At 71.5% G+C, this 23,676-nt stretch carries 20 protein-coding genes; 10 read left to right on the forward strand and 10 right to left on the reverse strand.

What is annotated here, in order from left to right; translation table 11 throughout:
* Positions 1-3 precede the first annotated feature (3 nt).
* The 3 genes from OH768_RS45840 to OH768_RS45850 all read left to right on the forward strand — a co-directional run bounded on the left by OH768_RS45840 (position 4) and on the right by OH768_RS45850 (position 3,320).
* Positions 4-1,200, forward strand: coding sequence for an MFS transporter (locus tag OH768_RS45840; RefSeq protein WP_406462773.1), 1,197 nt, complete (start codon positions 4-6; stop codon positions 1,198-1,200).
* Positions 1,201-1,222: 22 nt separating this feature from the next.
* Complete coding sequence (locus OH768_RS45845) at positions 1,223-1,597, forward strand: ester cyclase (RefSeq protein WP_406462775.1); 375 nt, start codon at positions 1,223-1,225, stop codon at positions 1,595-1,597.
* A gap of 88 nt (positions 1,598-1,685) precedes the next feature.
* Positions 1,686-3,320, forward strand: coding sequence for an FAD-binding oxidoreductase (locus OH768_RS45850; RefSeq protein WP_406462776.1), 1,635 nt, complete (start codon positions 1,686-1,688; stop codon positions 3,318-3,320).
* A gap of 67 nt (positions 3,321-3,387) precedes the next feature.
* On the opposite strand, the gene OH768_RS45855 is transcribed toward OH768_RS45850, so the two are convergent.
* Genes OH768_RS45855 through OH768_RS45880 form a run of 6 tightly spaced genes read right to left on the reverse strand, consistent with a single transcriptional unit; the run spans position 3,388 to position 7,991 of the window.
* Complete coding sequence (locus OH768_RS45855; RefSeq protein ID WP_406462777.1) at positions 3,388-4,221, reverse strand: SDR family NAD(P)-dependent oxidoreductase; 834 nt, start codon at positions 4,219-4,221, stop codon at positions 3,388-3,390.
* A gap of 17 nt (positions 4,222-4,238) precedes the next feature.
* Positions 4,239-4,685, reverse strand: a complete 447-nt coding sequence (locus OH768_RS45860) for a VOC family protein (protein WP_406462779.1) — start codon at positions 4,683-4,685, stop codon at positions 4,239-4,241.
* A gap of 5 nt (positions 4,686-4,690) precedes the next feature.
* Complete coding sequence (locus OH768_RS45865; RefSeq protein ID WP_406462781.1) at positions 4,691-5,062, reverse strand: nuclear transport factor 2 family protein; 372 nt, start codon at positions 5,060-5,062, stop codon at positions 4,691-4,693.
* 41 nt (positions 5,063-5,103) lie between these two features.
* Positions 5,104-5,922, reverse strand: coding sequence for an ester cyclase (locus OH768_RS45870; protein WP_406462782.1), 819 nt, complete (start codon positions 5,920-5,922; stop codon positions 5,104-5,106).
* A gap of 10 nt (positions 5,923-5,932) precedes the next feature.
* Positions 5,933-7,552 (reverse strand): GMC family oxidoreductase, encoded by a 1,620-nt coding sequence (locus tag OH768_RS45875; protein WP_406462784.1) that lies wholly within the window; start codon positions 7,550-7,552, stop codon positions 5,933-5,935.
* Positions 7,553-7,577: 25 nt separating this feature from the next.
* On the reverse strand, positions 7,578-7,991 hold the full coding sequence (locus OH768_RS45880) for a nuclear transport factor 2 family protein (RefSeq protein ID WP_406462786.1): 414 nt from the start codon (positions 7,989-7,991) through the stop codon (positions 7,578-7,580).
* Between the two features lie 318 nt (positions 7,992-8,309).
* Between OH768_RS45880 and OH768_RS45885 the strand changes: the two genes are divergently transcribed.
* The 5 genes from OH768_RS45885 to OH768_RS45905 are packed head-to-tail and all read left to right on the forward strand — an operon-like array spanning position 8,310 to position 14,912.
* A complete protein-coding gene (locus tag OH768_RS45885; RefSeq protein ID WP_406462787.1) occupies positions 8,310-9,149 on the forward strand; it encodes a type 1 glutamine amidotransferase domain-containing protein in 840 nt (279 codons plus the stop codon).
* 51 nt (positions 9,150-9,200) lie between these two features.
* The gene (locus tag OH768_RS45890; protein WP_406462788.1) at positions 9,201-10,877 is read left to right on the forward strand and encodes a thiamine pyrophosphate-binding protein; all 1,677 of its coding nucleotides are present in this window, start codon (positions 9,201-9,203) and stop codon (positions 10,875-10,877) included.
* A gap of 5 nt (positions 10,878-10,882) precedes the next feature.
* On the forward strand, positions 10,883-11,476 hold the full coding sequence (locus OH768_RS45895) for a DJ-1/PfpI family protein (RefSeq protein WP_019060074.1): 594 nt from the start codon (positions 10,883-10,885) through the stop codon (positions 11,474-11,476).
* A gap of 26 nt (positions 11,477-11,502) precedes the next feature.
* Entirely contained in the window at positions 11,503-13,491 is a 1,989-nt protein-coding gene (locus tag OH768_RS45900; protein WP_406462790.1) for an alpha-1,4-glucan--maltose-1-phosphate maltosyltransferase, read from the forward strand.
* Positions 13,488-14,912, forward strand: a complete 1,425-nt coding sequence (locus OH768_RS45905) for a maltokinase N-terminal cap-like domain-containing protein (protein WP_406462792.1) — start codon at positions 13,488-13,490, stop codon at positions 14,910-14,912. The genes OH768_RS45900 and OH768_RS45905 overlap by 4 nt, the downstream gene beginning before the upstream one ends.
* Before the next feature lie 327 nt (positions 14,913-15,239).
* On the opposite strand, the gene OH768_RS45910 is transcribed toward OH768_RS45905, so the two are convergent.
* On the reverse strand, positions 15,240-16,595 hold the full coding sequence (locus OH768_RS45910; protein WP_406462794.1) for a helix-turn-helix domain-containing protein: 1,356 nt from the start codon (positions 16,593-16,595) through the stop codon (positions 15,240-15,242).
* 277 nt (positions 16,596-16,872) lie between these two features.
* Here OH768_RS45910 and OH768_RS45915 point away from each other — a divergent pair, with 277 nt between their 5' ends.
* Positions 16,873-17,025 (forward strand): hypothetical protein, encoded by a 153-nt coding sequence (locus tag OH768_RS45915; RefSeq protein ID WP_158697264.1) that lies wholly within the window; start codon positions 16,873-16,875, stop codon positions 17,023-17,025.
* A 30-nt stretch (positions 17,026-17,055) separates the two neighbouring features.
* On the opposite strand, the gene OH768_RS45920 is transcribed toward OH768_RS45915, so the two are convergent.
* From OH768_RS45920 to OH768_RS45930, 3 genes are read right to left on the reverse strand one after another with little or no spacing between them, the layout of a single operon-like run.
* Positions 17,056-19,968: a dipeptide ABC transporter ATP-binding protein gene (locus tag OH768_RS45920; RefSeq protein WP_406462795.1), complete on the reverse strand. Its 2,913-nt coding sequence runs from the start codon at positions 19,966-19,968 to the stop codon at positions 17,056-17,058.
* Complete coding sequence (locus OH768_RS45925; RefSeq protein ID WP_406462796.1) at positions 19,965-20,861, reverse strand: ABC transporter permease; 897 nt, start codon at positions 20,859-20,861, stop codon at positions 19,965-19,967. The genes OH768_RS45920 and OH768_RS45925 overlap by 4 nt, the downstream gene beginning before the upstream one ends.
* Positions 20,858-21,841, reverse strand: coding sequence for an ABC transporter permease (locus tag OH768_RS45930; protein ID WP_406462798.1), 984 nt, complete (start codon positions 21,839-21,841; stop codon positions 20,858-20,860). Before OH768_RS45930 ends, OH768_RS45925 begins: the two co-directional genes overlap by 4 nt.
* A 113-nt stretch (positions 21,842-21,954) precedes the next feature.
* Between OH768_RS45930 and OH768_RS45935 the strand changes: the two genes are divergently transcribed.
* Positions 21,955-23,640, forward strand: coding sequence for an ABC transporter family substrate-binding protein (locus OH768_RS45935; RefSeq protein WP_406462800.1), 1,686 nt, complete (start codon positions 21,955-21,957; stop codon positions 23,638-23,640).
* Positions 23,641-23,676: the final 36 nt, after the last annotated feature.

The following is a 23,676-nucleotide window of genomic DNA, read 5'->3' on the forward strand; positions in this document are numbered from 1 at the left end:
GTGATGCCGTCCCGCAACGCCCTACCGGCCTTGCTGTCGCTGTCACTCGGCTACTTCAGCCTGGGGACGATCTCGCTGGCGGTCGTCGGCCTGAACGGTCCGATCGGGGACGACCTGCACGTCCAGCCCGCCTCGGTGGGCATCCTCGTCACCGTCTTCGCCCTCACCTTCGCGGTCTGCGCACCCACCGCCCCCATCCTGCTGCGCCGCTGGAACCGCAAGCGCGTCCTCCTCGCCGGCATCGCGCTGCTCACCGTCGGCGCCGCGCTCGGCGCCGTGGCGCCCAACTACGGCTTCCTGACGGCCACTCGGGTCCTCGCCGCGATGGGCGCCGCCGTCTTCGGCCCCGGCGCCTCGGCGGCCGGGGCGCTCATCGTCCCGCCGGAGCGCCGGCAGCGGGCCCTCGCCACCGTCTTCGGCGGGATGACGGCCGCCGCAGTGCTCGGTGTGCCGCTGGCCTCCTTCCTCGGCGGCAGCCTCGGCTGGCGCCCGGCCCTCCTGGGCGTGGCCGCGCTCTCCGCGATCGCCTTCGTGACGGTGTTCGTGTTCGTCCCCGAGATCCCGGCCGGCGAACCGCCCACCGTGCGCGCCTACCGCGGCGCCCTGCACACCCCCGCCACCGTGGCCACCGTCTCGACGACCCTCCTCTTCATGGCCGCCCAGTTCACCGTCTACGGCATCGCGGGCGCCTACCTCAAGGACCGCTTCGACGCGTCCTCCGGGCTGATCTCCGTGACCCTGCTCGCCTTCGGCGTCATCGGCGTCGCGGGCAACGCCTCCGCGCCGAGGATCGCCGAACGGCTCGGCGGGGACCGCACCGTGGGCGTCGCCGTCATCGGACTCGCGGCGGGCTTCGCCCTGTTGCTGGTCGCCCCGCACTCCCACGCCGGGCTGGTGTTCTTCGCGTTCTGGGCCTTCTTCAGCCAGCTCTACCAGGCCCCGCAACAGGCCCGGCTGGTCGAACTCGTGCCCCTGCAACCGGGGTTGATCCTCGCCCTGAACGCCGCCGCGCTCTACCTCGGGATGAGCCTCGGCAGCTTCATCGGCAGCTCGCTGCTGCCCGGCGTGGGCGCGGGCCCCATCCCGGCCGCGGCCCTGGGTGTCCTCGTCCTCGCCGCGCTGGCCCATGTGCTGTCCGTCCGGCAGGCCTCGGCGGCGGCGTCCGCCGAGCAGCCCGCCACACCTGTACACATCAGTTAGATCAGTCAGTCAAGGAGAACTCATGACCAGCCACCAGGTGCACTTCGTCAGCGAATACCTGGAGACCGTCTGGAACCAGGGGCAGACCGACCTGGCCGACAAGTACCTGGCCGCGGACCTCATCCAGCACAACCCGAACCTGCCCGACGGGCGCAAGCCGCTGGTCGAGTTCATCGAGGGCTTCCGCAAGCAGCTCCCCGACGCACGGTTCGAGATCAAGCGCGCGGCGAGCTCCGGCGACCTGGTCTTCGTGCACACCCACTTCCGCGCCACCGCGACGGACCGGGGCTCGGTGGTCGTGGAGATCTTCCGGCTCGAAGGCGGACTGATCGTCGAGCACTGGGATGTCCGCGACGAGATCCCGGAGACCACGGTCAGCGGACACGACGTCGTCTGACGCCCCCTCAACTCCTGCCGTCCAGAAGGCTCCCGGCCTCCTGGGCGGCAGTTTTTCGTCCAGCCACCAGAAGACGAAGGAGACAGCAGTGACACGACCACAAACCGACCGACGCCCGTCCGCCGGCCTCACCCGGCGCGGACTTCTCGGCACCGCCACCGCCGCGGGGATCGCCGCGGCCGTGGTCCCCACCCCTGCCCTCGCCGCCGACAGCACGGCCACGGACAGCACCACCACCCCCGCCGCGGTCGCCGTAGGCGCGTCGGACGCCCGCTATCTCGACCTCACCTCCCGCGGCTACAACGCGAGATTCACCGCCGCCCCCGACTCGATACGCCTCGTCCACACCACCGCGCAGGTGGTGTCCGTCGTCCAGGAGGCGGTCGACGCCGGCAAACGCATCGGCGTGCGCGGCGGCGGGCACTGCCTGGACGGACTCGTCGACGACCCGGACGTACGGACACTCGTCGACATGTCGGAGATGGACGCGGTCCGCCACGACCCCGCCCGCCGCGCCTTCCTCGTCGAGGGCGGCGCCACCCTCGGCCACGTCTACCGCACCCTGTACCTGGAGTGGGGCGTGTCCCTGCCCGGCGGCACCTGCCCGACCGTCGGCGTCGGCGGCCATGTCACCGGCGGCGGCTACGGCGCGATGTGCCGCCAGTACGGTGCCGTCGTCGACCACCTCTACGCCGTCGAGGTCGTCGTGGTCGACGCCTCCGGCACCGCACGCGCCGTCGTCGCCACCCGCGAGGCCGACGACCCGCACCGCGACCTGTGGTGGGCCCACACGGGCGGCGGCGGAGGCACCTTCGGCATCGTCACCCGCTACTGGTTCCGCGCCCCCGACGCCACCGGCACCGAGCCCTCCACCCTCCTGCCCAGACCGCCCAAGACACTCCTGAAGTCGACCGTCGCCATCAAATGGAGCGACCTGACGGAGGCCGCCTTCACCGCGCTGATCGCCAACCACGGCGCCTGGCACGCCCGCAACAGCGTCGCCGGCTCCTCCTACGACAGCCTGCACAGCGTCCTGATCCTCTACAACCGGATCCAGGGCAGCCTCGTCCTCAACACCCAGATGGACGGCACCCGTTCGGACGCCTCGGCCCTCCTCGACGCCTACGTCTCGGCGGTGGCCGGCGGCATCGGCGTCCCGTACACGGACGGCCGCTCCTCCTGGCCCTGGCTGAAGACGACTCTCAAGGACCCCTACGACACGGGCCTCTACAACCGCACGAAGTCCAAGGGCGCCTATCTGCGCCAGGGTTGGTCACCCGCACAGGCCAAGACTCTCTACGGCTACCTCTCCGACGCCGCCTACGACGGGCACGCCGGTATCCTGCTCTACTCCTACGGCGGCAAGGTCAACACCGTGTCGCCCACGGCCACCGCGCTGGCCCAGCGGGACTCGGTCCTCAAGGCCAACTTCACGACGTACTGGCCCGATCCGGCGCAGGACGACCGGCACGTGGCCTGGATGCGCGCCCTCTACCGCGACCTGTACGCGGACACCGGCGGAGTGCCGGTGCCGAACGACACCAATGACGGCTCGTACATCAACTACCCCGACACCGACCTCACCGACCCTGCCTGGAACACCTCGGGCGTGCCCTGGCAGACCCTCTACTTCAAGGGCAACCTCGCCAAGTTGCGCCAGGTGAAGGCCACGTGGGACCCGGGCAACGTGTTCCACCACAGGCTGTCCGTCACCGCCAACTAGCACCCGCACACCACGAAGCCCCCGCCTCGCGTGCACGAGGCGGGGGCTCGGTGCTGCCGTGGGCCGCTCAGCCCAGGTCGCCCGGGAAGGTCACCCCGGTCAACGACTCGCTCAGCGCCCGCAGTTGGGCGCGGGCCTTCTCGTCGTAGGCCTGGGCGCCCGCCCGGGAGCGCTGGGTGCGGTTGAAGTAGGTGCCCGTCACGTCGTCGAGGGCCGGGTCGGTGATCAGGCGCAGGGTGCTGTGCACACCCTCCGCGACCGTGGACTGCGGGGTGAACAGGTTCACCACCATCTTCGTCGGCATGTACGACGCCGGGTGCAGGGCGTTGGCCGTCACCCCGGTGCCGCGCAGCCGTTCCGCCAGGTCGACGGTCAGGCTGATCTGGGCCAGCTTCGCCTGGCAGTAGGCCTGTACCCCGTCCCAGTGCCGCTCCAGCATCACATCGCGGAAGTCGATCGGCGCCTGGCCCGCGGAACTGACGTTGATGATGCGGGCCGGGGCCGAGCGCACCAGCAACGGCGCCAGCCGGCAGCTGAGCATGTACGCCGCCAAGTAGTCGACCTGGAAGGTGAGTTCCAGGCCGTCCTGGCTCTCGTGGCGCACCAGCTCGACCCCGATGCCGGCGTTGTTCACCAGCGCGTCGAGCCGGTCGTGCGTGGCGGGGATCCGGTCGGCCAGCTTGCGGATGTCCTCCAGCGAGGAGAAGTCGGCCAGCTCGTAGCTGAGTTTGTCGTTGCCGGTGGACGCGCGCAGCTCGGCCAGCAGCTCCGCGCCCTTGGCCGCGTTGCGGCCGTGCAGGATCAACGACGCCCCCTGCGCGGCGAGTTCACGGGCCAGCTCACGGCCCATGCCGTCGGTGGCGCCGGTGAGGAGGATGGTCTGGTCGGGGACGGGCCTCATGCTGGTGCACTCTCCTGTCAGGCGTACGTGGCCAGTTCGTCGGTGGTCTGATCGGTGTAGCCCTGGCTGACCTCCAGCACGATGCCGTCCGGGTCGGACACCCACACCGTCTTCCAGCCGGGGATGAACTCGTCGAAGGCCAACGGGCCGAGCAGCGGCTCCAGTTCGCGCCCGGCCGCGGTGAGGAACGCGTCCACGTCGTCGACCTGGAACGCGAGATGGCGTGCCGTGCCGGGGTTGTCGGGACCGTCCTTCGCCGTGGTGAACAGGGCGTCCGCGTCGGTCGCGAACAGCTCCAGGTAGACGGGGCCGTTGCGCAGGAACACCACGCGGACCCCGTCGGCCTCCACGACCCGGGCCCGGGCGAACCCGAAGTGCCGGGTGTAGAAGTCCTCCGTGGCCTTCTGGTCACGGCAGTTGAGGCCGACGTGCGACCACCGCAGGCCGGCCGGAGCGGTCGTCATCGCCCTCACGTCCCGGTGACCGCGGCGAACGGCACACTGTCGTGGAAGTTCGCGAAGTAGCTGATGAGACCGCCGGTGACACGGAAGTAGTTGCACACCTTGGCCTCGACGGTGATGCCGTCGTGGGTGCGGCCCGTGATGTCGGAGACCACCGCGGCCTGCTCGCCGTCCACGACCACGTGCCGGGGCACGTTGGCGAAGGAGGCGTACATCTCCGGGAAGCCCTTCATCATCTCCCGGAGGGTCTCGCGGCCCTCGACATGTCCGGCCAGCTGCTCGTCCATGGTCTGGTCGATGGCGAACAGGTCGCACCAGGCGTCCCACTCGCCCGTGTTGGCCAGCCGGTAGTACGTGTCGACCACTTCTCGGGTGTTCATGCGCCCGTCCTTTCCTGTGGCTGTCTGGGGTAGGGGAACGGTCAGGGGAGGGGCACGCCGACCTGGCGCATCAGGCCCGCGGTGTCGGCCTGCACCCAGCGCTCGACGACCTTGCCGTCCTCCAGCCGGTAGACCTCAAGGCTGGTCCAGGAGACCTCCTTGCCGGTCGGCTCCTGGCCGAAGAACGGGGCGATGTGCCGGCCGTGGAAGGTGATGTGCATGATCACCTTGTCCGGCGCGGCCGGGTAGAGCGCGTCGAGGTGCACGCTGAAGTCGAGCCCGTCGTACGCGCCCTGGATGATGCCCTTCAGCTCCTCCAGGCTCTCGCAGCTCCACGCCGGGTTGTTGTCGTGGAACGTCGGCCCGAACAGGTCGTCGAGGTCGTCCAGGCGGCGGTGGTTGACGGCGTCGCTGACCTGCTGGACGACGGCCAGGTTCGACGCGTCCGAGGAGATCTGCCCGCGCAGCCCGAGCATGTCGTCCTGCGCCCACCGCTCCACGAACAGGCCGTCCTGGACCCGCCAGATCTCGGTGGTGGTCCACTCGACCTTGCGGCCCGTGGCCGGGAAGCCGAGCAGCTCGCCGAGATGTGTGCCGGTCAGCTTGACCCGGGTCAGGACCCGGTCCTCGCCGAGCGCCGACAGCTCCTCCAACTCACCCTTCAGATCAAGGGTGTTGTAGGCCCCGCGCAGCGCCTCCAGATAGGAGTCGAGGCCGTTGATGTCGAACCCGGGGTGGTGGTCGGTGAAGTCGGCGGCGATGACCCGGGGCATCTCCGCCTGGTCACCGGCGTTGAACGCGTCGAGGAAACGCCGGTACAGCTTCAGGTTCTCCTGCTGGGACTGGTCGAGGTCGGACATGGTGCATCCCCTAGCTCAAGTGGACGTCGGACAGGGACGGTTCGGCGAGAGCCGGGACGGCGGCCTCGCGGACGAACGCCGCCGCACGCTCGCCGATCATGACGCTGGGCGCGTGCGTGTTGCCCGCGGTGATCGACGGCATCACCGACGCGTCCGCGACCCGCAGTCCCGCGATGCCGTGCACGCGCAGCTCGGGGTCGGTGACGGCGTCCGCGCCCGTGCCCATCCGGCAGGTGCCGGCCGGGTGCCACAGGGTGGTCGCGTTCGCGGCGACGTACCGGCGCAGCTCGGCCGGCCCGGTGACGTTCTTGCCGGGGCCCAGCTCGTCGCCGCGGAACGCGTCGAAGGCACGGGTGGCGGCCAGCTCGCGCGCCAACTGCACGCCGTGGACCAGGACGTCGAGGTCGGCGGTGGAGGTGAGGTAGCCGGCGCTGACGACGGCGTTGGACTCCGGGTCGGCGTCGCGCAGCCGCACCCGGCCCCGGCTCTCCGGTCGCAGCGCGATCGGCGCGAAGGTGAAGCCGGGACCCTCCCACCGGTCGGCGGGGGCGTCGGACGGCAGGAACTTGATGGGGCCGAAGGTGAATTGGAGGTCGGGGGAGTCCTCAGGACCGGCCTCGCGGGTGTGGGTGAACAGCCCCGCCTCGGACAGCAGCGCCCCGTCCGGGTGCTCCTGGAGCGACTGGTAGCAGATGGGCGTGAACAGATGGTCCTGCAGACCGGCGCCGACCCCCGGCAGGTCCTGGACGCAGCGGATACCGTGCGCCCGCAGGTGCGCGGCCGGACCGATCCCGGACAGCATGAGCAGCTTCGGCGTCTCGAACGCCCCGGCGGACACGATGACTTCGCTCTCGGCGCGCAGTTCGTGCCGGGTGCCGTCCTGGACGTACTCGACGCCCGTGACCCGCGTCCCGGTGAGCAGCAGCCGGGTGGCCAGGGTGCCCGTCAGCACGGTCAGGTTGGGGCGCCCGAGGGCCGGCCGCAGATAGGCGTCGGCGGTGCTGCACCGGCGGCCCGCGTCGTCGCGGAACGTCTGGTACAGGAAGCCGAACCCCTCCTGCCGGGCCCCGTTGTAGTCGTCGTCGCCGTCCGCGACGTACCCGAGTTCACCGGCGCCTTCCACGAACGCCCGCGCGATCGGGGAGGGTTGATCGAGCTGCCGCACCCGGACGGGACCGCCCGCGCCACGGAACCCGTCGGCGCCGCCCGAGTAGTCCTCGGCCAGCCGGAAGAACGGCAGGACCTCGTCGTAGGACCATCCGGTCGCGCCCTCGGCGACCCAGCGGGTGTAGTCGTGGCGGCTGCCGCGCACCCACATCAGGGCGTTGACGGAACTGCATCCGCCGACGACCTTGCCACGGGCCACGGGGACTCGGCGGCCCTCCATGCCCGCCTCGGACTCGGTGACGTAGCCCCAGTCGATCTCGCTCCGCCACTCGGCGGTGAGCAGCGAGAGGACCGAGGCCGCGTCGGCCCGGTGGATCTCGGGGCGCTCGTCCCAGCCGCCCGCCTCCAGCAGGACCACGGTCGTCGACGGATCCTCGCTCAGGCGGGCCGCGACCGCGCAGCCGGCCGAGCCGGCGCCGACGACGATGTAATCGGCCCCGAGGGGCACCGACTTCGACGGCATGTCAGCCTCCAAAAGGTGACGGGAATCAGATCGCGGCCGGCTCGCCGACCCGGTAGTCGACGATCAGCGGGCGGGCGCCCGGCGCGGGCCGCTCCAGCTGCCACTTCTGGTTGATCCGGAAGGACGAGACGGTTCCGTCGGCCGTCGACTTGGCGGTCCACACCACCGTGACGTCGACGTCGACACGGGTGCCGTCCTCCTGCTCGGTGACCTCCTCGACGGTGTGGCTCTGGTCGGTGTAGGCCTCGCCGACGGCCGTGTACCAGTCGCGGAAGTCCGCGTGGCTGTACAGGGTCCGCTCCGGGAAGGCCATCACCAGGCCCTCGTCGGCGACGAAGGGCAGCAGCTCCTCGACCGGCGCGTGCTCGCTCAGCAGGTCGTACCAGCGCTGCACGAACCCGGCGATCTCCCGGTCGGAGCCGGTCTGTTCGCTCGGCATGTGTGTCTCCGCTCATCGGGGTTCCGCTCCCGGGGTCCGGAAGCGGCACGGGTCCGATGACCCCACATCCGCGCCCGCCCGGTCCGCTCGTGCGCGCGGACCGGCCGCACTGTGCGAAGTCGCGGCCCGAGCTGCGGCAACTCCCGGCGTACGCCGGTGGGTTCACGCAATGAAGACCGATGGCCACAACATGCCGTAGTGCGTTCGGCCACTTGAGGATGTGCCGCGAGCGGGGCGCCGCCGACGGCCTTGGACAACGGCCCCGACGTAGACAGGAATCCGCCAGTTGGCACCGTCCCGCCGAACGGGAGGAACCCCATGAGCAGGCGCATTCTGGTCGTCCTGTCCGAACACGGCTATTGGGGCGAGGAGTTGATCGGCCCCCTGGAGACCTTCGACCAGGCCGGCTACCACCTCACCTTCGCCACCCCCACCGGCAAGCGTCCGCAGGCGCTGCCGCCGAGCATGGACCCCGAGTACGTCGACCCGCCGCTCGGCCGCTCCGTCACCACCCCCGAGACCGCCGCCAAGGTACGGAAGGTCGAGGACTCGGACCGGCTCGACAACCCGCTCGACCTGTCGTCCTGGCTGCCCGACCGGCCCTACCGGTCCAAGCCGTACTTCCTGCGCGACTGGGAGGCCTACAACACCCGCCTGGAGCAGGTGCGTTCACAGATCGCCGACCGCTACGACGCGCTGCTGATCGTCGGCGGCAGCGGACCGATCGTCGACCTCGCCAACAACTGGCGCGTCCACGACCTGATCCTCGCCTTCCACGCACTGGACCGGCCGATCGCCGCCGAGTGCTACGGCGTCGCCTGCCTCGCCTTCGCCCGCGACCAGGAGACCCGCGAGTCCCTCATCCGCGGCAAGCACGTCACCGGCCACTGCATCGAGTACGACTACAAGGACGGCACCGGGTTCATCGGCACCGACTTCGTCATGGGGCCGCCGCCGTACCCGCTGGAGTACATCCTGCGCGACGCCACCGCACCCGGCGGCGCCTATCACGGCAACTTCGGCAAGACGACCTCCGTCATCGTCGACTACCCGTTCATCACGGGCCGTTCGACGCCCGACTCCTACCTGACCGGACAGAAGACCGTCGAGGTCCTCGAAGAGGGCCTGCGGCAGTGGGGGTTCAGGACGACCGCCTGACCCACGGCGACCGCCTGACGCTCCTCCGCCCCGACGAGAGGTGAGCACACGATGGACAGCAGGCCCGCGCGGATCGCGCTGCTCGAACAACTGCAGGCCGAAGGGGTCCGGTTCATGTTCGGCAACCCCGGCACGGTCGAGCAGGGGTTCCTCGACGAACTGCGCTCCTTCCCCTCGATCCAGTACGTCCTGGCCCTCCAGGAGTGCACGGCCGTCGGCATGGCCGACGGCTACGCACGCGCCACCCGCACCCCGGCGGTCCTGCAACTCCACTCCGGAGTAGGGCTCGGCAACGGCATCGGCATGCTCTACCAGGCGATGCGCGGCCACGCCCCGATCGTCACCCTGGTCGGCGAGGCCGGGCTGCGCTACGACAGCATGGACGCGCAAATGGCCGCCGACCTGGTCGGGATGGCCAAACCGGTGACCAAGTGGGCGACCCGGGTGGTCGACCCCGACTCCACGCTGCGGGTGCTGCGCCGCGCCTTCAAGGTCGCCGCGACCCCGCCGTACGGTCCGGTATTGGTCGTGCTGCCCGCCGACGTCATGGACCGCGACACCGCCGAACCGGTGGCGCCCGTCTCCTACCCGGAGACCCGCAGCCTGCCCGCCCCCGACACCGTGGCGAGGGCCGCCGCGCTGCTCGCCGACGCCCGCAACCCGCTCGTCATCGCCGGCGACGGCGTCCACTTCGCCGGTGCCCAGGCCGAGTTGGGGCGGCTGGCCGAGGTGTGGGGCGCCGACGTGTACGGCGCCGACTGGGCCGAGGTCAACCTGTCCGTCGAACACCCCGCCTACGCGGGCCAGTTGGGCCACATGTTCGGCGAACAGAGCCGGAAGATCACCGGCGCGGCCGACGGCGTCCTGATCGTGGGCACCTATGTGCTGCCCGAGGTGTACCCGGCCCTCGACGGTGTCTTCGGGGCGGGCGTCCCGGTCGTGCACATCGACCTCGACTCCGGCGCGATCGCCAAGAACCACCCCGTCGACCTCGGTATCGTCGCCGACCCGAAGGCCACGCTCGGCCTGCTCGCCGACGCGCTCGGCCGGGAGATGGGCCTCGGGCGGCGGACGGCGGCGGTCGAGCGGCTGCGCCGGCACGCCGCGCAGCGCTCGGCCGCGCTCGCCGCGGCCGACGCGCGGGAGGAGGCCACGGCCACCGCCCTGGAACTGCCCACCATCGCCCTCGCCCAGGAGTTCGCGCGGCGACTGCCGCCGGACGCGATCCTGTTCGACGAGGCGCTGACGGCCTCCCCGGAGATCTTCCGCAGGCTCGCGCCGACCGTGCCGGGCCAGTGGATGGCGACCCGCGGCGGCTCCCTCGGCGTCGGCATCCCCGGCGCGCTGGGCGCCCAACTCGCCCACCCCGACCGCACGGTGGTCGGCTTCACCGGCGACGGCGGCAGCATGTACACCTTCCAGGCACTGTGGACGGCGGCCCGCTACGGCCTCCCCACCAAGTTCGTCATCTGCAACAACGGCCGCTACAAGCTCCTTGAGAACAACATCGAGGAGTACTGGCGGGACCAGCACATCCCCGCCCACGAACAGCCCGAGATCTTCGACCTGAGCAGCCCGGCCGTCGACTTCGTCTCCCTCGCCGGCTCGCTCGGCGTGGCCGCCGTAAGGGTCGAGAAGCCCGGGCAGGCGGAGGAGGCGGTCGCGCAGGCGCTCGCGCACCGCGGGCCGTTCCTCATCGACCTGGTCACCGCGAAGGGGAAGGGGTAGCCGCCGTGCGACTGTCCGGTCACAAGATCGCCGTCCTGATGGAGAGCGACTTCTACGAGCCCGAGATCCTCTACTACCGCTACCGCTTCCCCGAGGAGGGAGCCGAGATCCACTTCCTGTCCCGCCTGTGGGGCAACGAGCAGATGACCTTCCAGGGCCATGAGCACCGCATGCCCTTCGAGGTCACCGAGTCCTTCGAGGACCTCGACGAGTTCGCGCTGAAGGAGTACTCCGCGGTGATCGTCCCCTCCGGGATGGTCGCCGACCGGCTGCGCTTCACCGAGGACCCCCAACTCCTGCCACCCGCCTCGCAGTTCCTGCGCCGCGCGTTCGCCGACCCGGCGATCCTCAAGGGCATCATCTGCCACGGCATGTGGCTCGCCGCGCCCGTGCAGGGACTGATGCAGGGCAGGCGCGCGGTGGTGCACAACAACCTGCTGGGCGATCTGCGCAACATGGGCGGCGAGTACGTCGACCAGGACGTCGTCATCCATGACGACCTGGTCACCGGCCGCACCGGCAACCACTGCCACCTCTTCGCACGGACCATCATCGACCTGCTCGCAGCCCGGACGCCGGCCCCGACCGGGCTCCGCTGACGGGATCCGACCGGGAGGAGTCGACCATGACACCGGTGACCGGGCGCATCCCCGTCCTCGACGTCCGACCACGGGTGCGGGACGGGGAGCTGCCCGCCAAGGCCGTGACCGGCGAACACCTCGACATCACGGCCGTAGTCTTCCGCGAGGGCCACGGCGCCGTCGCCGCGGACGTCGTCCTGCACGACCCCGCGGGGCGCCCGGCCCACCGGGTCCCGATGACCCTCGTCGACGAGGACGCCGACCGCTGGCGGGCGACCGTCGTCCCCGACACCGAGGGCCTGTGGACCTTCCGGGTCGAGGCCTGGGCCGACCCGCTGGAGAGCTGGCGGCACGATGCCACGCTGAAGATCGAGGCGGACGTCGACACCGAACTCACCCTGGCCGAGGGCGCGTTGCTGTACGAACGGGCGGCACTCGGCATCACCGCATCGGACCGCCGGGAGGCGGTCTCCGCGGCCGTGGCCGCGCTCCGCGACACCCTGGGTCCCTCTCCCGCCCGGCTGTCCGCCGTCACCGCCCCCCGGGTGACGGCCGCCCTGGGGCGCTACGCGCTGCGTGACCTCGTCACCGCCTCCCGGCCCCTGCCCCTGCGCGTCGAACGCCGGCGCGCCCTCGTCGGCTCCTGGTACGAGCTGTTCCCGCGCTCGGAGGGAGCGGTGGTCCAGGCGGGCAGCCGCCCGGTCGGCGGCACACTGCGGAGTGCCGCCGAGCGGCTGCCCGCCGTCGCCGCAATGGGCTTCGACGTCGTCTACCTGCCGCCGGTCCACCCCATCGGCACCACGCACCGCAAGGGCGCGAACAACACCCTCCACGCCGGCCCCGACGACGTCGGCTCGCCCTGGGCCATCGGCTCCCGGCACGGCGGCCACGACGCCATCCACCCCGACCTCGGCACCGAGGACGACTTCCGCCACTTCGTCGCCACAGCAAGAGAGTTGGGCCTCGAAGTCGCCCTGGATTTCGCCCTCCAATGCTCACCGGACCACCCCTGGCTCACCGAGCACCCCGAGTGGTTCCACCACCGTGCCGACGGCTCCATCGCCTACGCCGAGAACCCGCCGAAGACGTACGAGGACATCCACCAGCTCGACTTCGACGGCGACCCGGAGGGCCTGTACGCCGAGGCGCTGCGGATCGTGCGGCACTGGACGGCCCTGGGCGTGCGGATCTTCCGCGTCGACAACCCGCACACCAAACCGGTGCAGTTCTGGGAGTGGCTGATCGCGGAGGTCGACGCCACCGACCCCGATGTGCTGTTCCTGGCCGAGGCGTTCACCCGGCGGGCGATGGTGCACGCGCTGGCGCAGGCCGGCTTCCAGCAGTCCTACACCTACTTCACCTGGAAGAACACCAAGGTCGAGCTGACCCAGTACCTGCCCGAACTGGCCCAGGACAGCGCCGACTTCCTGCGGCCCAATCTGTTCGTCAACACCCCCGACATCCTGCATGCCTACCTCCAGCACGGCGGCAGGCCCGCCTTCGAGGTCCGGGCCGTGCTCGCCGCGACCGCCGCGCCGAGCTGGGGCGTCTACGCCGGCTACGAACTGTGCGAGAACACCCCGCTGGCGGAGGGCACCGAGGACTACCTCGCCTCGGAGAAGTACCAACTCCGGCCCCGGGACTGGGCGTCGGCGGAGGCCGAGGGCCGCACCATCACCCCGCTGATCACCCTGCTCAACCGGCTCCGCCGACTCCACCCGGCCCTGCAGGAGTTGCGCAACCTGCGCCTGCAGCACACCGACAACGACCAGCTCCTCGCCTATACCAAGCACGTCGAACTGCCGGACGGGTCAACCGACTTGGTGCTCGTGATCGTCAACCTCGACCCGCACCACGCCCACGAGGCCACCGTCACCTGCGACCCGGCCGTCCTCGGCCTGCCCGCCGACGGCACCCTCAAGCTGCGCGACGAACTCACCGGGGAGACCTACGCCTGGGGCGAGTCCACCTACGTACGCCTCGATCCGGCCCACCAGGTCGCCCACGTGCTCACACCCGCGGAGGGATCATGAGCGACGGCATCCTCGAACCCCTGCTGCCGGCCCTCGGACCATGGCTGGAGGGCCGCCGATGGTTCGACGCCCGTTACGGCGGAGCCCGGCTCGAAGCCAGGGCCGCCACCGTGCTCGGCACCGAACCACCCCTGCTGCTGCACGCCGTGGTCTCGGCCCGGCGCGAGGACCGGCCCGTCCTCGACTACCAACTCCTGCTCGGCCTGCGCCCCCACCTCCCCACCCGCCTCGAACCGGCCGCCATCGCCACCGTGCCCACCGGCCCCTTCCAGGGCTGGCAGGTCTACGACGCCCTCGCCGACGGCGCCCTGCTGGGGCTGCTGCTGCGCACCCTCGCGGGCCCCGGCACCGGCCCCGGCCTGCGCCTGGAACGCACCGGCCGCTATCCACTGCCCGTCGGCCTGGTGCCCCACCCGCTCGACGGCGAGATGAGCAACACGGCCGTGGCGTACGGCGGCCGGATCCTCCTCAAGATCTTCCGCCGCCCCGAACCGGGACCGCACACCGAGGTCGAGGCCCTGCACGCGCTCACCCGGCAGCACTGCGCCCGCACCCCCCACCTCTACGGCGCGCTGCACAGCGACGCCCCCGGCGCGGAGGGCCTGGTGCTCGGCCTGATCGAGGAGTTCCTGCCCGACGCCCGCGACGGCTGGGAGGAGGCGGTGCGACAGGCGGGCGACTGCATGGACGGCGCCGGCCGCACCGCGCCGGCCACCGGTGGCTTCACCGCGGACGCGCACGGGCTCGGCCGCGCCGTGGCGGACGTGCACGGCGCGCTGGGCAAGGCGTTCGGCCGCAGTCGGCTCACGGCACAGGACGTCGCCGAGGAGGCGGCACGCATGAACATGCGGCTCAAGGAGGCCGCCGAGGAGGTCCCGGCACTCGCCCGCTACAGCACCCGGCTCGGCGCCCTCTTCGACGACTACGCCCGGGTCGCCGGGCGCGGCAGCCCCGTCTTCGCCCAGCGCACCCACGGGGATCTGCACCTGGGCCAGGCGCTGCGCGCGGCGGACGGCTGGCGGATCGTCGACTTCGAGGGCGAACCGGCCCGGCCCGCCGCCGAACGCGCCCGCCCGCAGCCGGTGTTGCGCGATATCGCGGGCATGCTGCGCTCCTTCGACTACGCGGCCCGCACCGGCCTGGCCGCCCGTGAGTCCGGCGATGCGGGGGAGGACGGCTCGCCCGCGCGGCGACTGCGCCGACGACGGCGCGCCTACGCGTGGGCGGTGCGCAACCGGCGGGCCTTCATCGAGGGATACGCCTCCGCCGGACGGGAGGACCCGCGCTGCCAGCCGGTGGCTCTGCGCGCCTTCGAGGCGGACAAGGCCGTGTACGAAGCCGTATACGAATCCCGCCACCGTCCCGACCGTTTGAAGGTTCCGCTCGCCGCCGTGCACCGGCTGGCGAACACCTCCCGCTGAACTCCGCCGAATTCACCGCCACCCGCCGGAATATGAACTCCCGGGCCGTACAAGGGAATTCCGGTTGGGTGCACGCGGGAAATCCGGTGGCGGAAGGCCGAGAGGAATTCGCCGGCGGACGCCATGTCCTTGCCGCCCGTCGAACGGAGACGCGACGAACCCCCCGCCCCGGACACTCTTCCAGGCGGGGGGTTCGGAGGGCTCGGATCCGGCCGGAAACGGAACCGGGTCGCCTGCCCCGCCGGACCGCTCTACGGCGAAAGGTCCGGGCCTTTACCGGGGTGAGGGTCAAAGGTCCGTACCGGATTCGGGAATACGGCGGGCAGTTCAGGCGCGGTGCTGCTCGGAGAGGATCTGGCCGGGGTCGCGGTGCGGTGCCATACCGGCGGCCGACAGCGCCCGGTCGTACGCCTTGAGCGCCTCGGCGGTGTTGCCCTGCCGCTTCCACAGGTCGCCCAGGTAACGCCAGTTGAGGGCCACCTGGTGGGACGGGCGGAACTGGCGCAGCTGCCGGGTGGCGGCCTGCAGATACTGCGCGGCCTGCTCGTGGTTGCCGCGCATCAGCTGGATCTCGGCGAGCGTGCCGCGCGCGCCGACGGCCTGGATGCGGGACTCGGTGCCGGTCAGCCCGAGAGCCCGCTCGGCGTGCGCCGCCGCCTCGTCCCACTGCCCGAGCATCGCGTCCGCGTCGGCGAGACCGATCTCGCACTGGGCGAGCTCCGGCGCGTTGCCCACCTCGGCCAGGAGCTGCTGCGCCTCCTCCAACAGCTGCTTGCCGCGCGCCGGTTCGGGCTCGTCGACCTGGAGCAGCAGGGAGCCGTAGTTCATCTTGAGCATGGCGAGATGGCGCAGGTTGTCGTCCTCGGACATCAGCGCGAGCGCCCGCTCCACCAGGGCCAGCGCCTCGTTGAGCTGGCCGCGCGAGCGGGCCACAAGACCGGCGTTCCAGTAGACGGCGCCGCGCGCTGCCCGCGCGCCCTGCTTCTCGGCGGCGTCCAGGAGCTTGCCGCCCATCAGCTGGGCGTGGATGAGGTCGCCGCGCATGTGGAACGAGCCCATGAGCGTGGCACCGAGCTGGACGTGGTCGACCGTCACGTCCAGGCCGAGGGCGTCCAGCCGTGCCATGGCGCGCTCGCCGATCTCGATGCTGAGCGTGATGTCGCCGGCGTTGCGATAGCAGCGGCACAGGGCCACCGCGATCTGGCACCACTCGGCTGAGCCCGGCGCCAGGTCGGGGTCCCGCTGCAGCTCCTCCAGGACCGCGATGGCGGCCTCGGTCCGGTCGAGCTTCTCCAGCGCGGAGGCCTGCCCCATGCGCGCCCGCCGCGTCATCGAGACGTCCAGGAGGTTGGGCTTCGTCAGCAGCTCGCTGAGGGTCTGCAGTGCCTCGCCGTTGCTGCCGTTGCGCAGGGCCATCTCACCGAAGGCCAGCCGCAGGCGCGCCTCTTCCAGCTCGTGGTCGTCCCGTCCGCTGCGCAGGTACTCGGCGGAACATCCGAGGCGCTCCGCGAGGGCGGCGAGCACCGCGTCCGACGGTGCGCGCTTGCCGGATTCGATCAAGGAGATGTAGCTCGCCGAAATCTCGCTGGACGCGAGGTCCTGCTGCTTGAGACCACGTTTGCCGCGCAGCAGCCGGATGCGGTCGCCCAGCCCTGCGGTCGTCGTGTTTTCGAGAGGGTCCATGTGGGCTCCTAGGAGGTGGCTTTGACCACCGGGATGACAGATCAACGTTACCAGTAAGTCGTCCGCGATCCAATGAAGTTTCCTTGATCGATTCGCTGGCGCGAAGTGGCCTGGACAGGCATTTTCTGAATTTACGTCGATTCTAACTTCAATTGGGTGGGGGCATTCCGTTTTTCGAGATCGTCTTTTGCGAGATTAATACTTGACTCATTGAGTAAGTTCTTGTTGACTCAACTTGTCAACGCGTCATCCGTAAATGCTCGGAGAGGAGATTTTCATGAGTATCAAAGTATTCACGCTCATAGCAATCGTCGTCTTCGTCGGTGGGCTTGTGACGAGCGGACTCTGGTTGAACGGTTCGGGTGCCACCACCCACCCACTGCGCGAGGGCATCGCACAGTCGAGCGGTGCGAGCGGCGCCTGTTGCTGAGGCGGCCGTACGGACAACGGCACAGGAGGCTCAGCGGACCGGCGGACGGTCCGGCGGCTCGCTCCAAGGCCGGCCGGTCGTCCCCCGGTCTGTCCGTGTCTGCTCCCAGGGCAGTCCCCGGTGCGGGAAGTGGCACGCCACCGTATGGTTGCCGGCCGGAGTGACCTGCGACTGCCGCGGGATCTCGGTCTCGCAGCGCAGCCGCCGAGCCGCCGGGAGGGCCGCGGCGACGGGACAGCGGGGCCGGAAACGGCACCCCGCGACGAGCGGCGCCCCGGCCGGGGGTTCACCGGGCAGCACGATCCGGCGCCGGGCGCGCTCGGCGACCGGGTCCGGCAGCGGGACGGCCGACAGCAGCGCCCGCGCGTAGGGATGGCGGGGCCCGCCGAACACCTCGGCGACGGGCCCCGTTTCCACGACCCGTCCGGCATACATCACGCACACCCGGTCGGCGATCTGCCGGACCACCGCCAGATCGTGCGACACCAGCAGATACGCCGGCCCCAACTCCCGCTTGAGCCGCAGCAACAGATCCAGGATCTGGGCCTGCACGGACACGTCCAGCGCGGACACCGGCTCGTCGAGCAGCAACAGCGCGGGGTCCACGGCCAGGGCCCGCGCGATGGCGACCCGCTGACGCTGACCCCCGGAGAACCGATGCGGATAGCGTTCCGCGTCCGCCGGATCCAGCCCCACCTGCGCGAGCAACCGCGGAATCCGCGCCGCTACGACGTCCCGTGGCACCCGCCGGGCGTACAACGGCTCGGCGACGATGTCGCCCACCGGCATCCGCGGATCCAGACTCGACATGGGGTCCTGCGGCACGATCTGCACGGCACCGCGCAGCAGCCGCGCGGTCCGCCGGCTCAACCGCGCGACGTCCTGCCCGAGGATCTCCACGGTCCCCGCCTCCGGGGCGGCCAGCGACACGATCTCCATCAGCGCCGTCGACTTCCCGGCCCCGGACTCACCGACCAGCGCGAGGGTCTCCCCGCGACACACCTCCAGATCGACCTCCTCGACCGCCCGCACCGCCCGCTCACGGCGACGCCGACCGCTGACGGGCACGTATGTCTTGGCGAGACCGGAGACCCGGAGCACGACCTCGGGAGTGACCGGGCCGGGGCGGGACAGGGGAAACGGCGCTGGTTGCGGGGCACTTGGGAGCGCGTGGCCGGGGTGCGTACCGGCGCGCCCTTCTCCTGGGAGGGCGTGTCTTCCGCCGGGCGTGATGTGGCCTTGGCCTGGGGTGGCTGGCCTCTTGCTTGGTGGTGCGGGTGGTTCGCCCGGGGCCGTGGGCGCTTTGCCCGCTGTCGAGGGCCGCTCGTCTGGGACGTGCCTCCCATCGCCTGGGGGTGCAGGCCGCTCGCCTGGAGTGGTGGGTCCTTTGCCCGGTGCCGAGGGTCGCTCTCCCGGCGCGGTTGACGCCGAGCGGTGGACGCCGCGCGCCTCGCCCGGTCCGGCATGCTTCCCGCGCACGACGGCTGAGGCTCCGCCTGGTCCGGCCCACCGCCCGCCGGCGTCAGCCGGTGACGTACCTGGTCCGGCGTGCCTCCCGCCGGCGTCAGTTGGTGACGTATCCGGTCCGTCTCGCCTCCCGCTTGCGTCAGTTGATGCCCCGCCCGGTCCGGCCCACTTCCAGCTTGCGTCGATCGATGCCGCACCTGGTCCGGCATGCCGTGCGCCTGCGTCGGCCGATGTCCCGCCTGGTCCGGCCCACCGCCCGCCGGCGTCAGCCGCTGACGTACCTGGTCCGGCGTGCCGCCCGCCTGTGTCGGCCGATGCCGCGCTCGGTCCGTCTCGCCTCCCACTCGCGTCAATCGATGCCGCACCCGGTTCGGCGTGCCGCCCGCCTGCGTCGGCTGCGCCCGGTCCGGACCGCACCCCGCCCACGTCAGCCGCCGCCCCGCCCGGTGGAAAAAGTCCCGTAGCCGTCCGGTGGATGACCACGGGGATGCGTCGGCAGGCCGCCTCGTGGCTGGCGGGTCCGGCGAGGCCCGCCCGGGACGGGCTGTCCACGCCCAAGAGGGGGATGTCGGCGGTTTCGCACTCCGGCTGGGCCAGCGGGCAGCGGGGCGCGAAGGCGCAGCCGGGGCCAACCGTGCCCGGCGGCGGGGCCGTTCCCGGTATCGGGGTGAGGGGGACGCGGGCGTCGGCCCGGGGTACCGAGCCGACGAGTCCGACCGTGTAGGGCATCCGGGGCCGGGTGAGTACCGCCTCGACCGGGCCCGTCTCCACCACCCGGCCCGCGTACAGCACGGCGACCCGGTCCGCCGTGCCCGCGACCACACCGAGGTCGTGCGTGACCAGCAGCAGGGCCGCGCCGGTCTCCCGGCGGGCGTCGGCGAGCGCGTCCAGCACCTGGGCCTGCACGGTGACATCGAGCGCGCTGGTGGGCTCGTCCGCGACCAGGACATCGGGGCCGTTGGCCATCGCCATCGCGATCACCGCCCGTTGCAGCATCCCCCCGGACAACTGGTGCGGGTAGGCCCGCGCGGCCCGTGACGGCTCCGGCACCCCGACGAAGTCCAGCAGCTCCACCGCCCGGCGCAGCGCCGACTCCCGGCGCGGGCGCGGCCGTTGGTGGATGCGCACCGCCTCCGCGAGCTGGTCGCCGACCCGCCGCACCGGGGTGAAGGCGTGCAGCGGGTCCTGGAAGACCATGGCGATGCGGCGCCCGCGCAACCGTGCCAACTCCCGCTCCGGCAGCCCCAGTAGCTCCTCGCCCAGCAGCCGTACCGATCCGGCCACCCGTGCGTCCGGCGGCGCGAGCCCCAGGAGGGAGAGTGCGGTCAGGGTCTTGCCCGTCCCCGACTCGCCCACCAGGCCCAGTACTTCACCGCGGCGGAGGGTGAGATCGACGCCTCGTACCACGGGCACCGGCGGCTGTCGCCCGGCGCCGACGGCGACCGTCAGGTCACGGACCTCCAGGACGGCGTTCACCCGGACACCCCCGTCGACACGGTGGCGCGCGACGGTGCGACGCCGTCCGCCGTCGCCGGATCGAGCGCGTCCCGCAGGGCGCCGCCGACGAGATTGACGGCCAGCACGAACGCGATCAGCAGCCCCGTGGGGAAGAAGAACATCCACGGATACACCAGGGCCACATCCGTCGCGTCCGCGATCAGCGTGCCGAGGGACACGTCCGGGGGCTGCACTCCCAGACCGAAGTACGACAGCCCGGTCTCGCTGATCACCGCCGCGCCCACGGCCAGCGTCGCGTCCGTGATGAGGAACGACGCCGTGTGCGGCAGCACGTGCCGCCACAGGATCCGTACCGGCGAGACCCCCATCAGCCGTGCCACCACCACGAACTGACGCTCCTTCAGTGACCGGGTCATCCCGCGCACCGCCCGCGCGGTGACCATCCAGCCCAGCAGCGCCAGCAGTCCGACCAGCGCGATCCAGCTCCGGTCGCGCAGCCGGGGCGCGGCCACGGACAGCACGAGGAAGGCGGGGAGGACGAGCATGAGGTCGACGACGAACATCAGCACCCGGTCCGTCCAGCCGCCGAAGTAGCCCGCGCAGGCACCCACCACCGCGGCGAGCCCGGTCGAGAACACCGCGACGAGGAGCCCGATCAGCAGCGACTTCTGCAGTCCCCGCACCACCTGGGCGAAGACGTCCTGCCCGATCCGGTTGGTGCCCATCCAGTGCCGCGCGTCCGGCGGCTGCCGCAGCGCCGTGTAGTCGACGTCCGTGTGCGTCCACGGGCTGAGGTACGGCCCCACGAACGCCAGGGCGAACAGCACCAGCAGGACCGCGAGCCCGCACAGTGCCCCCGGCCGCCGTACCGTCCGGCGCAGTACCGCGCGCCCCCGTCCGCCGGCCCTCATGGCTGCCGTACCCGGGGATCGAGCAGTGCGTGCAGGACGTCGGCGACCAGTCCGGCGAGCAGGACGACGGCCGCGGCGAAGATGTTGACGGCCACCACCGAGTTCACATCGCCCTTCTGTACCGAGTCGACGAGCCAACTGCCCATGCCGGGCCAGCCGAAGACCGCCTCGGTGAACACGGCACCGGTGAACAGGGTCAGCATCCCGAAGGAGAAGAACACCGACACCGGGACGAGCGAGATCCGCAGCCCGTGCCGCAGCAGCGCACGGCCCGGGGTGAGCCCCTTGGCCCGGGCGGTGCGCAGATGGTCGGCGCCCAGCACGTCGAGGGTGGCGGCGCGCTGGTAGCGGCTGTAGGAGGCGATCGCGGGGATCGCCACACAGATCGCCGGCAGCAGCAAGTGGGCCGCGGTGTCCCGCAGTTGGGCGGTCCAGTCGCCCTGCAGTCCCGGTGTGTGCTCGCCCGTGTAGAGGATGACCTGGCTCCCGGCGGCCCGGTTGACCGCCAGGGCGCCGGTCTTCAGCAGCAGCGCCAGCACGAACGTGGGCACGCACAGCACCGCGAACGAGAACACCGTCAGGATCCGGTCGCCCGGCCGGCGGTGGCGGACCGCCGCCCACACTCCGGCCAGCACCCCCACCGCCGTACCCACCAGGGTGCCCACCAGCAGCAGTCGCACCGACACCCCGACCCGGCGGCCGAACTCGGCGTCCACGGACTCCCCGTCGATGGTCAGGCCCAGGTCGCCGTGGACGGCCCGCCCCGCCCAGTGCGCGAAGCGCTCCGGCAGCGGAGCGCGGTCGTCCATGCCCAGCCGGGCCAGCTCCGCGTCGACGACCCGGGCGGGCGGAGGCGGCTGACGGCCCTCGAAGTAGGCGCGCGGATCGAGCGCGGTCGAGGCGAGCGCGTAGGTGAGGACGACGGAGGTGAGGAAGAGGATCGTGCAGTGGACCAGGCGCCTGACGACCAGGGAGAGCATGGGCCCTCGTTCCGCTTCATATGGGTGACACATCGTGATGTTAAGCTCCGGCTCCGCAATGCGCAGGACAGTTCGGGCAGTTGACGGTTCGTCCGTACTGGGAGGGCCGTAGGGTGGAGCGATTACGGGGCCGGCTCGCGCGCTCGCTGGTGTGCACGCTCGTCCTCCTGGCCGTGGCCGGCTGCTCCGGTTCCCCGGGCCCCGCCCGCCGTCCGGCGCTGCCGACCTACGGCACCTACGACATCAACGCCCAGCCCTCGGACGCCCTCCGCGCGGGCGGCACGCTGACCCTGCCGATGTCGCAGATGATCACGCAGTTCAACTTCGACCATGTCGACGGCGCCCTGGACGACGTGTGGACCGTCGACAGCATGACCGAGCCCCGGCTCTTCGCCCGCGACGCCAAGGGCGTCCCGCACGCGGTGCCGGAGTACCTGCTCTCCGCGTCCGTCACCGGCACCTCGCCCCAGGTCGTCACCTACCGGCTGAACCCGAAGGCCCGCTGGTCCGACGGAACGGCCCTGAGCTGGCGGGACTTCGCCGCCCAGTGGCACGCGCTCGGCGGCGCCGACCAGCGCTACCTGGTCGCCGACACCAGCGGCTACGACCGTATCGCCGGCGTACGCCAGGGCGCCGGCGCGCACGAGGTGCGGATCACCTTCAAGCAGCCGTACGCCGACTGGCGCAGGCTGTTCACCCCGCTCTTCCCGGCCGCCGCCTACGACACCCCGCAGCGCTTCAACTCGGGCTGGCGGGGCCAACTGCCCATCAGCGCGGGCCCGTTCAAGCTCGCCTCGGTCGACCGGACCGCGCAGACCCTCACCCTCGTCCCCGACCCCCGTTGGTGGGGCACCCAACCCCGGCTCGACCGGATCGTCTTCCGCGTCCTCGACGCCGACGCCGCCCTCCAGGCCTTCCTGAACGGCGAGGTCGACGCGGTCAACGCGGCCACCAGCGAGGCCTACGCCCAGTTGAAGAACGCACAAGACAGCGAGATCCGGATCGGCTCCGCCTGGGACGAGGTGCACATCACCCTCAACGGCGCGGGCGGCCCGCTCGCCGACCGAACGGTACGCAACGCGGTCCAACAGGCCGTCGATCGCCCCGCGTTGGCCGATGTCGCGGCCGAAGGCCTCCCGGTGAAGGTGCCGTTGCTCGGCAACCACTTCTTCATGACCAACCAGCCCGGATACACCGACAACTCCCGCCCCTACGGCACCTACGACCTCAAGGCCGCCGAAGAGGCCCTGGACGCCGCCGGCTGGAAGAGCCCGGGCGCCGGCGAGACCCGCGTCAAGAACGGCCGCAGCCTCACCCTCCGCTTCGTGCTCAGCGGGGGCACCAACCGGCTCGGCGAGGACCTCGCCCAGCTCGTCCAGCACATGCTCGCCCAGGCCGGCATCCGGGTCGACATCCAGAAGGTGCCCGCGTCCGCCTACGCGCCGCAGTACCTGGAGAAGGGCAACTTCGACCTCGCCATCTTCCGCTTCACCGGCCTGACGTACCCGAGCTCCGCCTACGCCATCTACCGCCGCCCCACAGCGGGACAGCCCTACCAGAACTACGGCGGCGTCGGATCGGCGCGGGTCGACCAGCTCCTCGGCCAGGCCGTCGGCGCCCTCGACGAGCGGACCGCCCAGCGGCTCTACGACCGGGCGGACGCCGAGATCTGGCGGCTCGGCCACGACATCGAGCTCTACCAGCGCCCCCAGATCCTCGCCGTGCGCAAGGGCCTGGCCAACTACGGGGTGCCGGGACTCGGCGACGTCGACTTCAGCCGGGTCGGCTGGCAGAAGTGAGCGCACGGCGGCCCCGTACGGACGTATCCGTACGGG

Source organism: Streptomyces sp. NBC_01622 (assembly GCF_045209635.1).
In the GTDB taxonomy this organism is placed as follows: Bacteria; Actinomycetota; Actinomycetes; order Streptomycetales; family Streptomycetaceae; genus Streptomyces.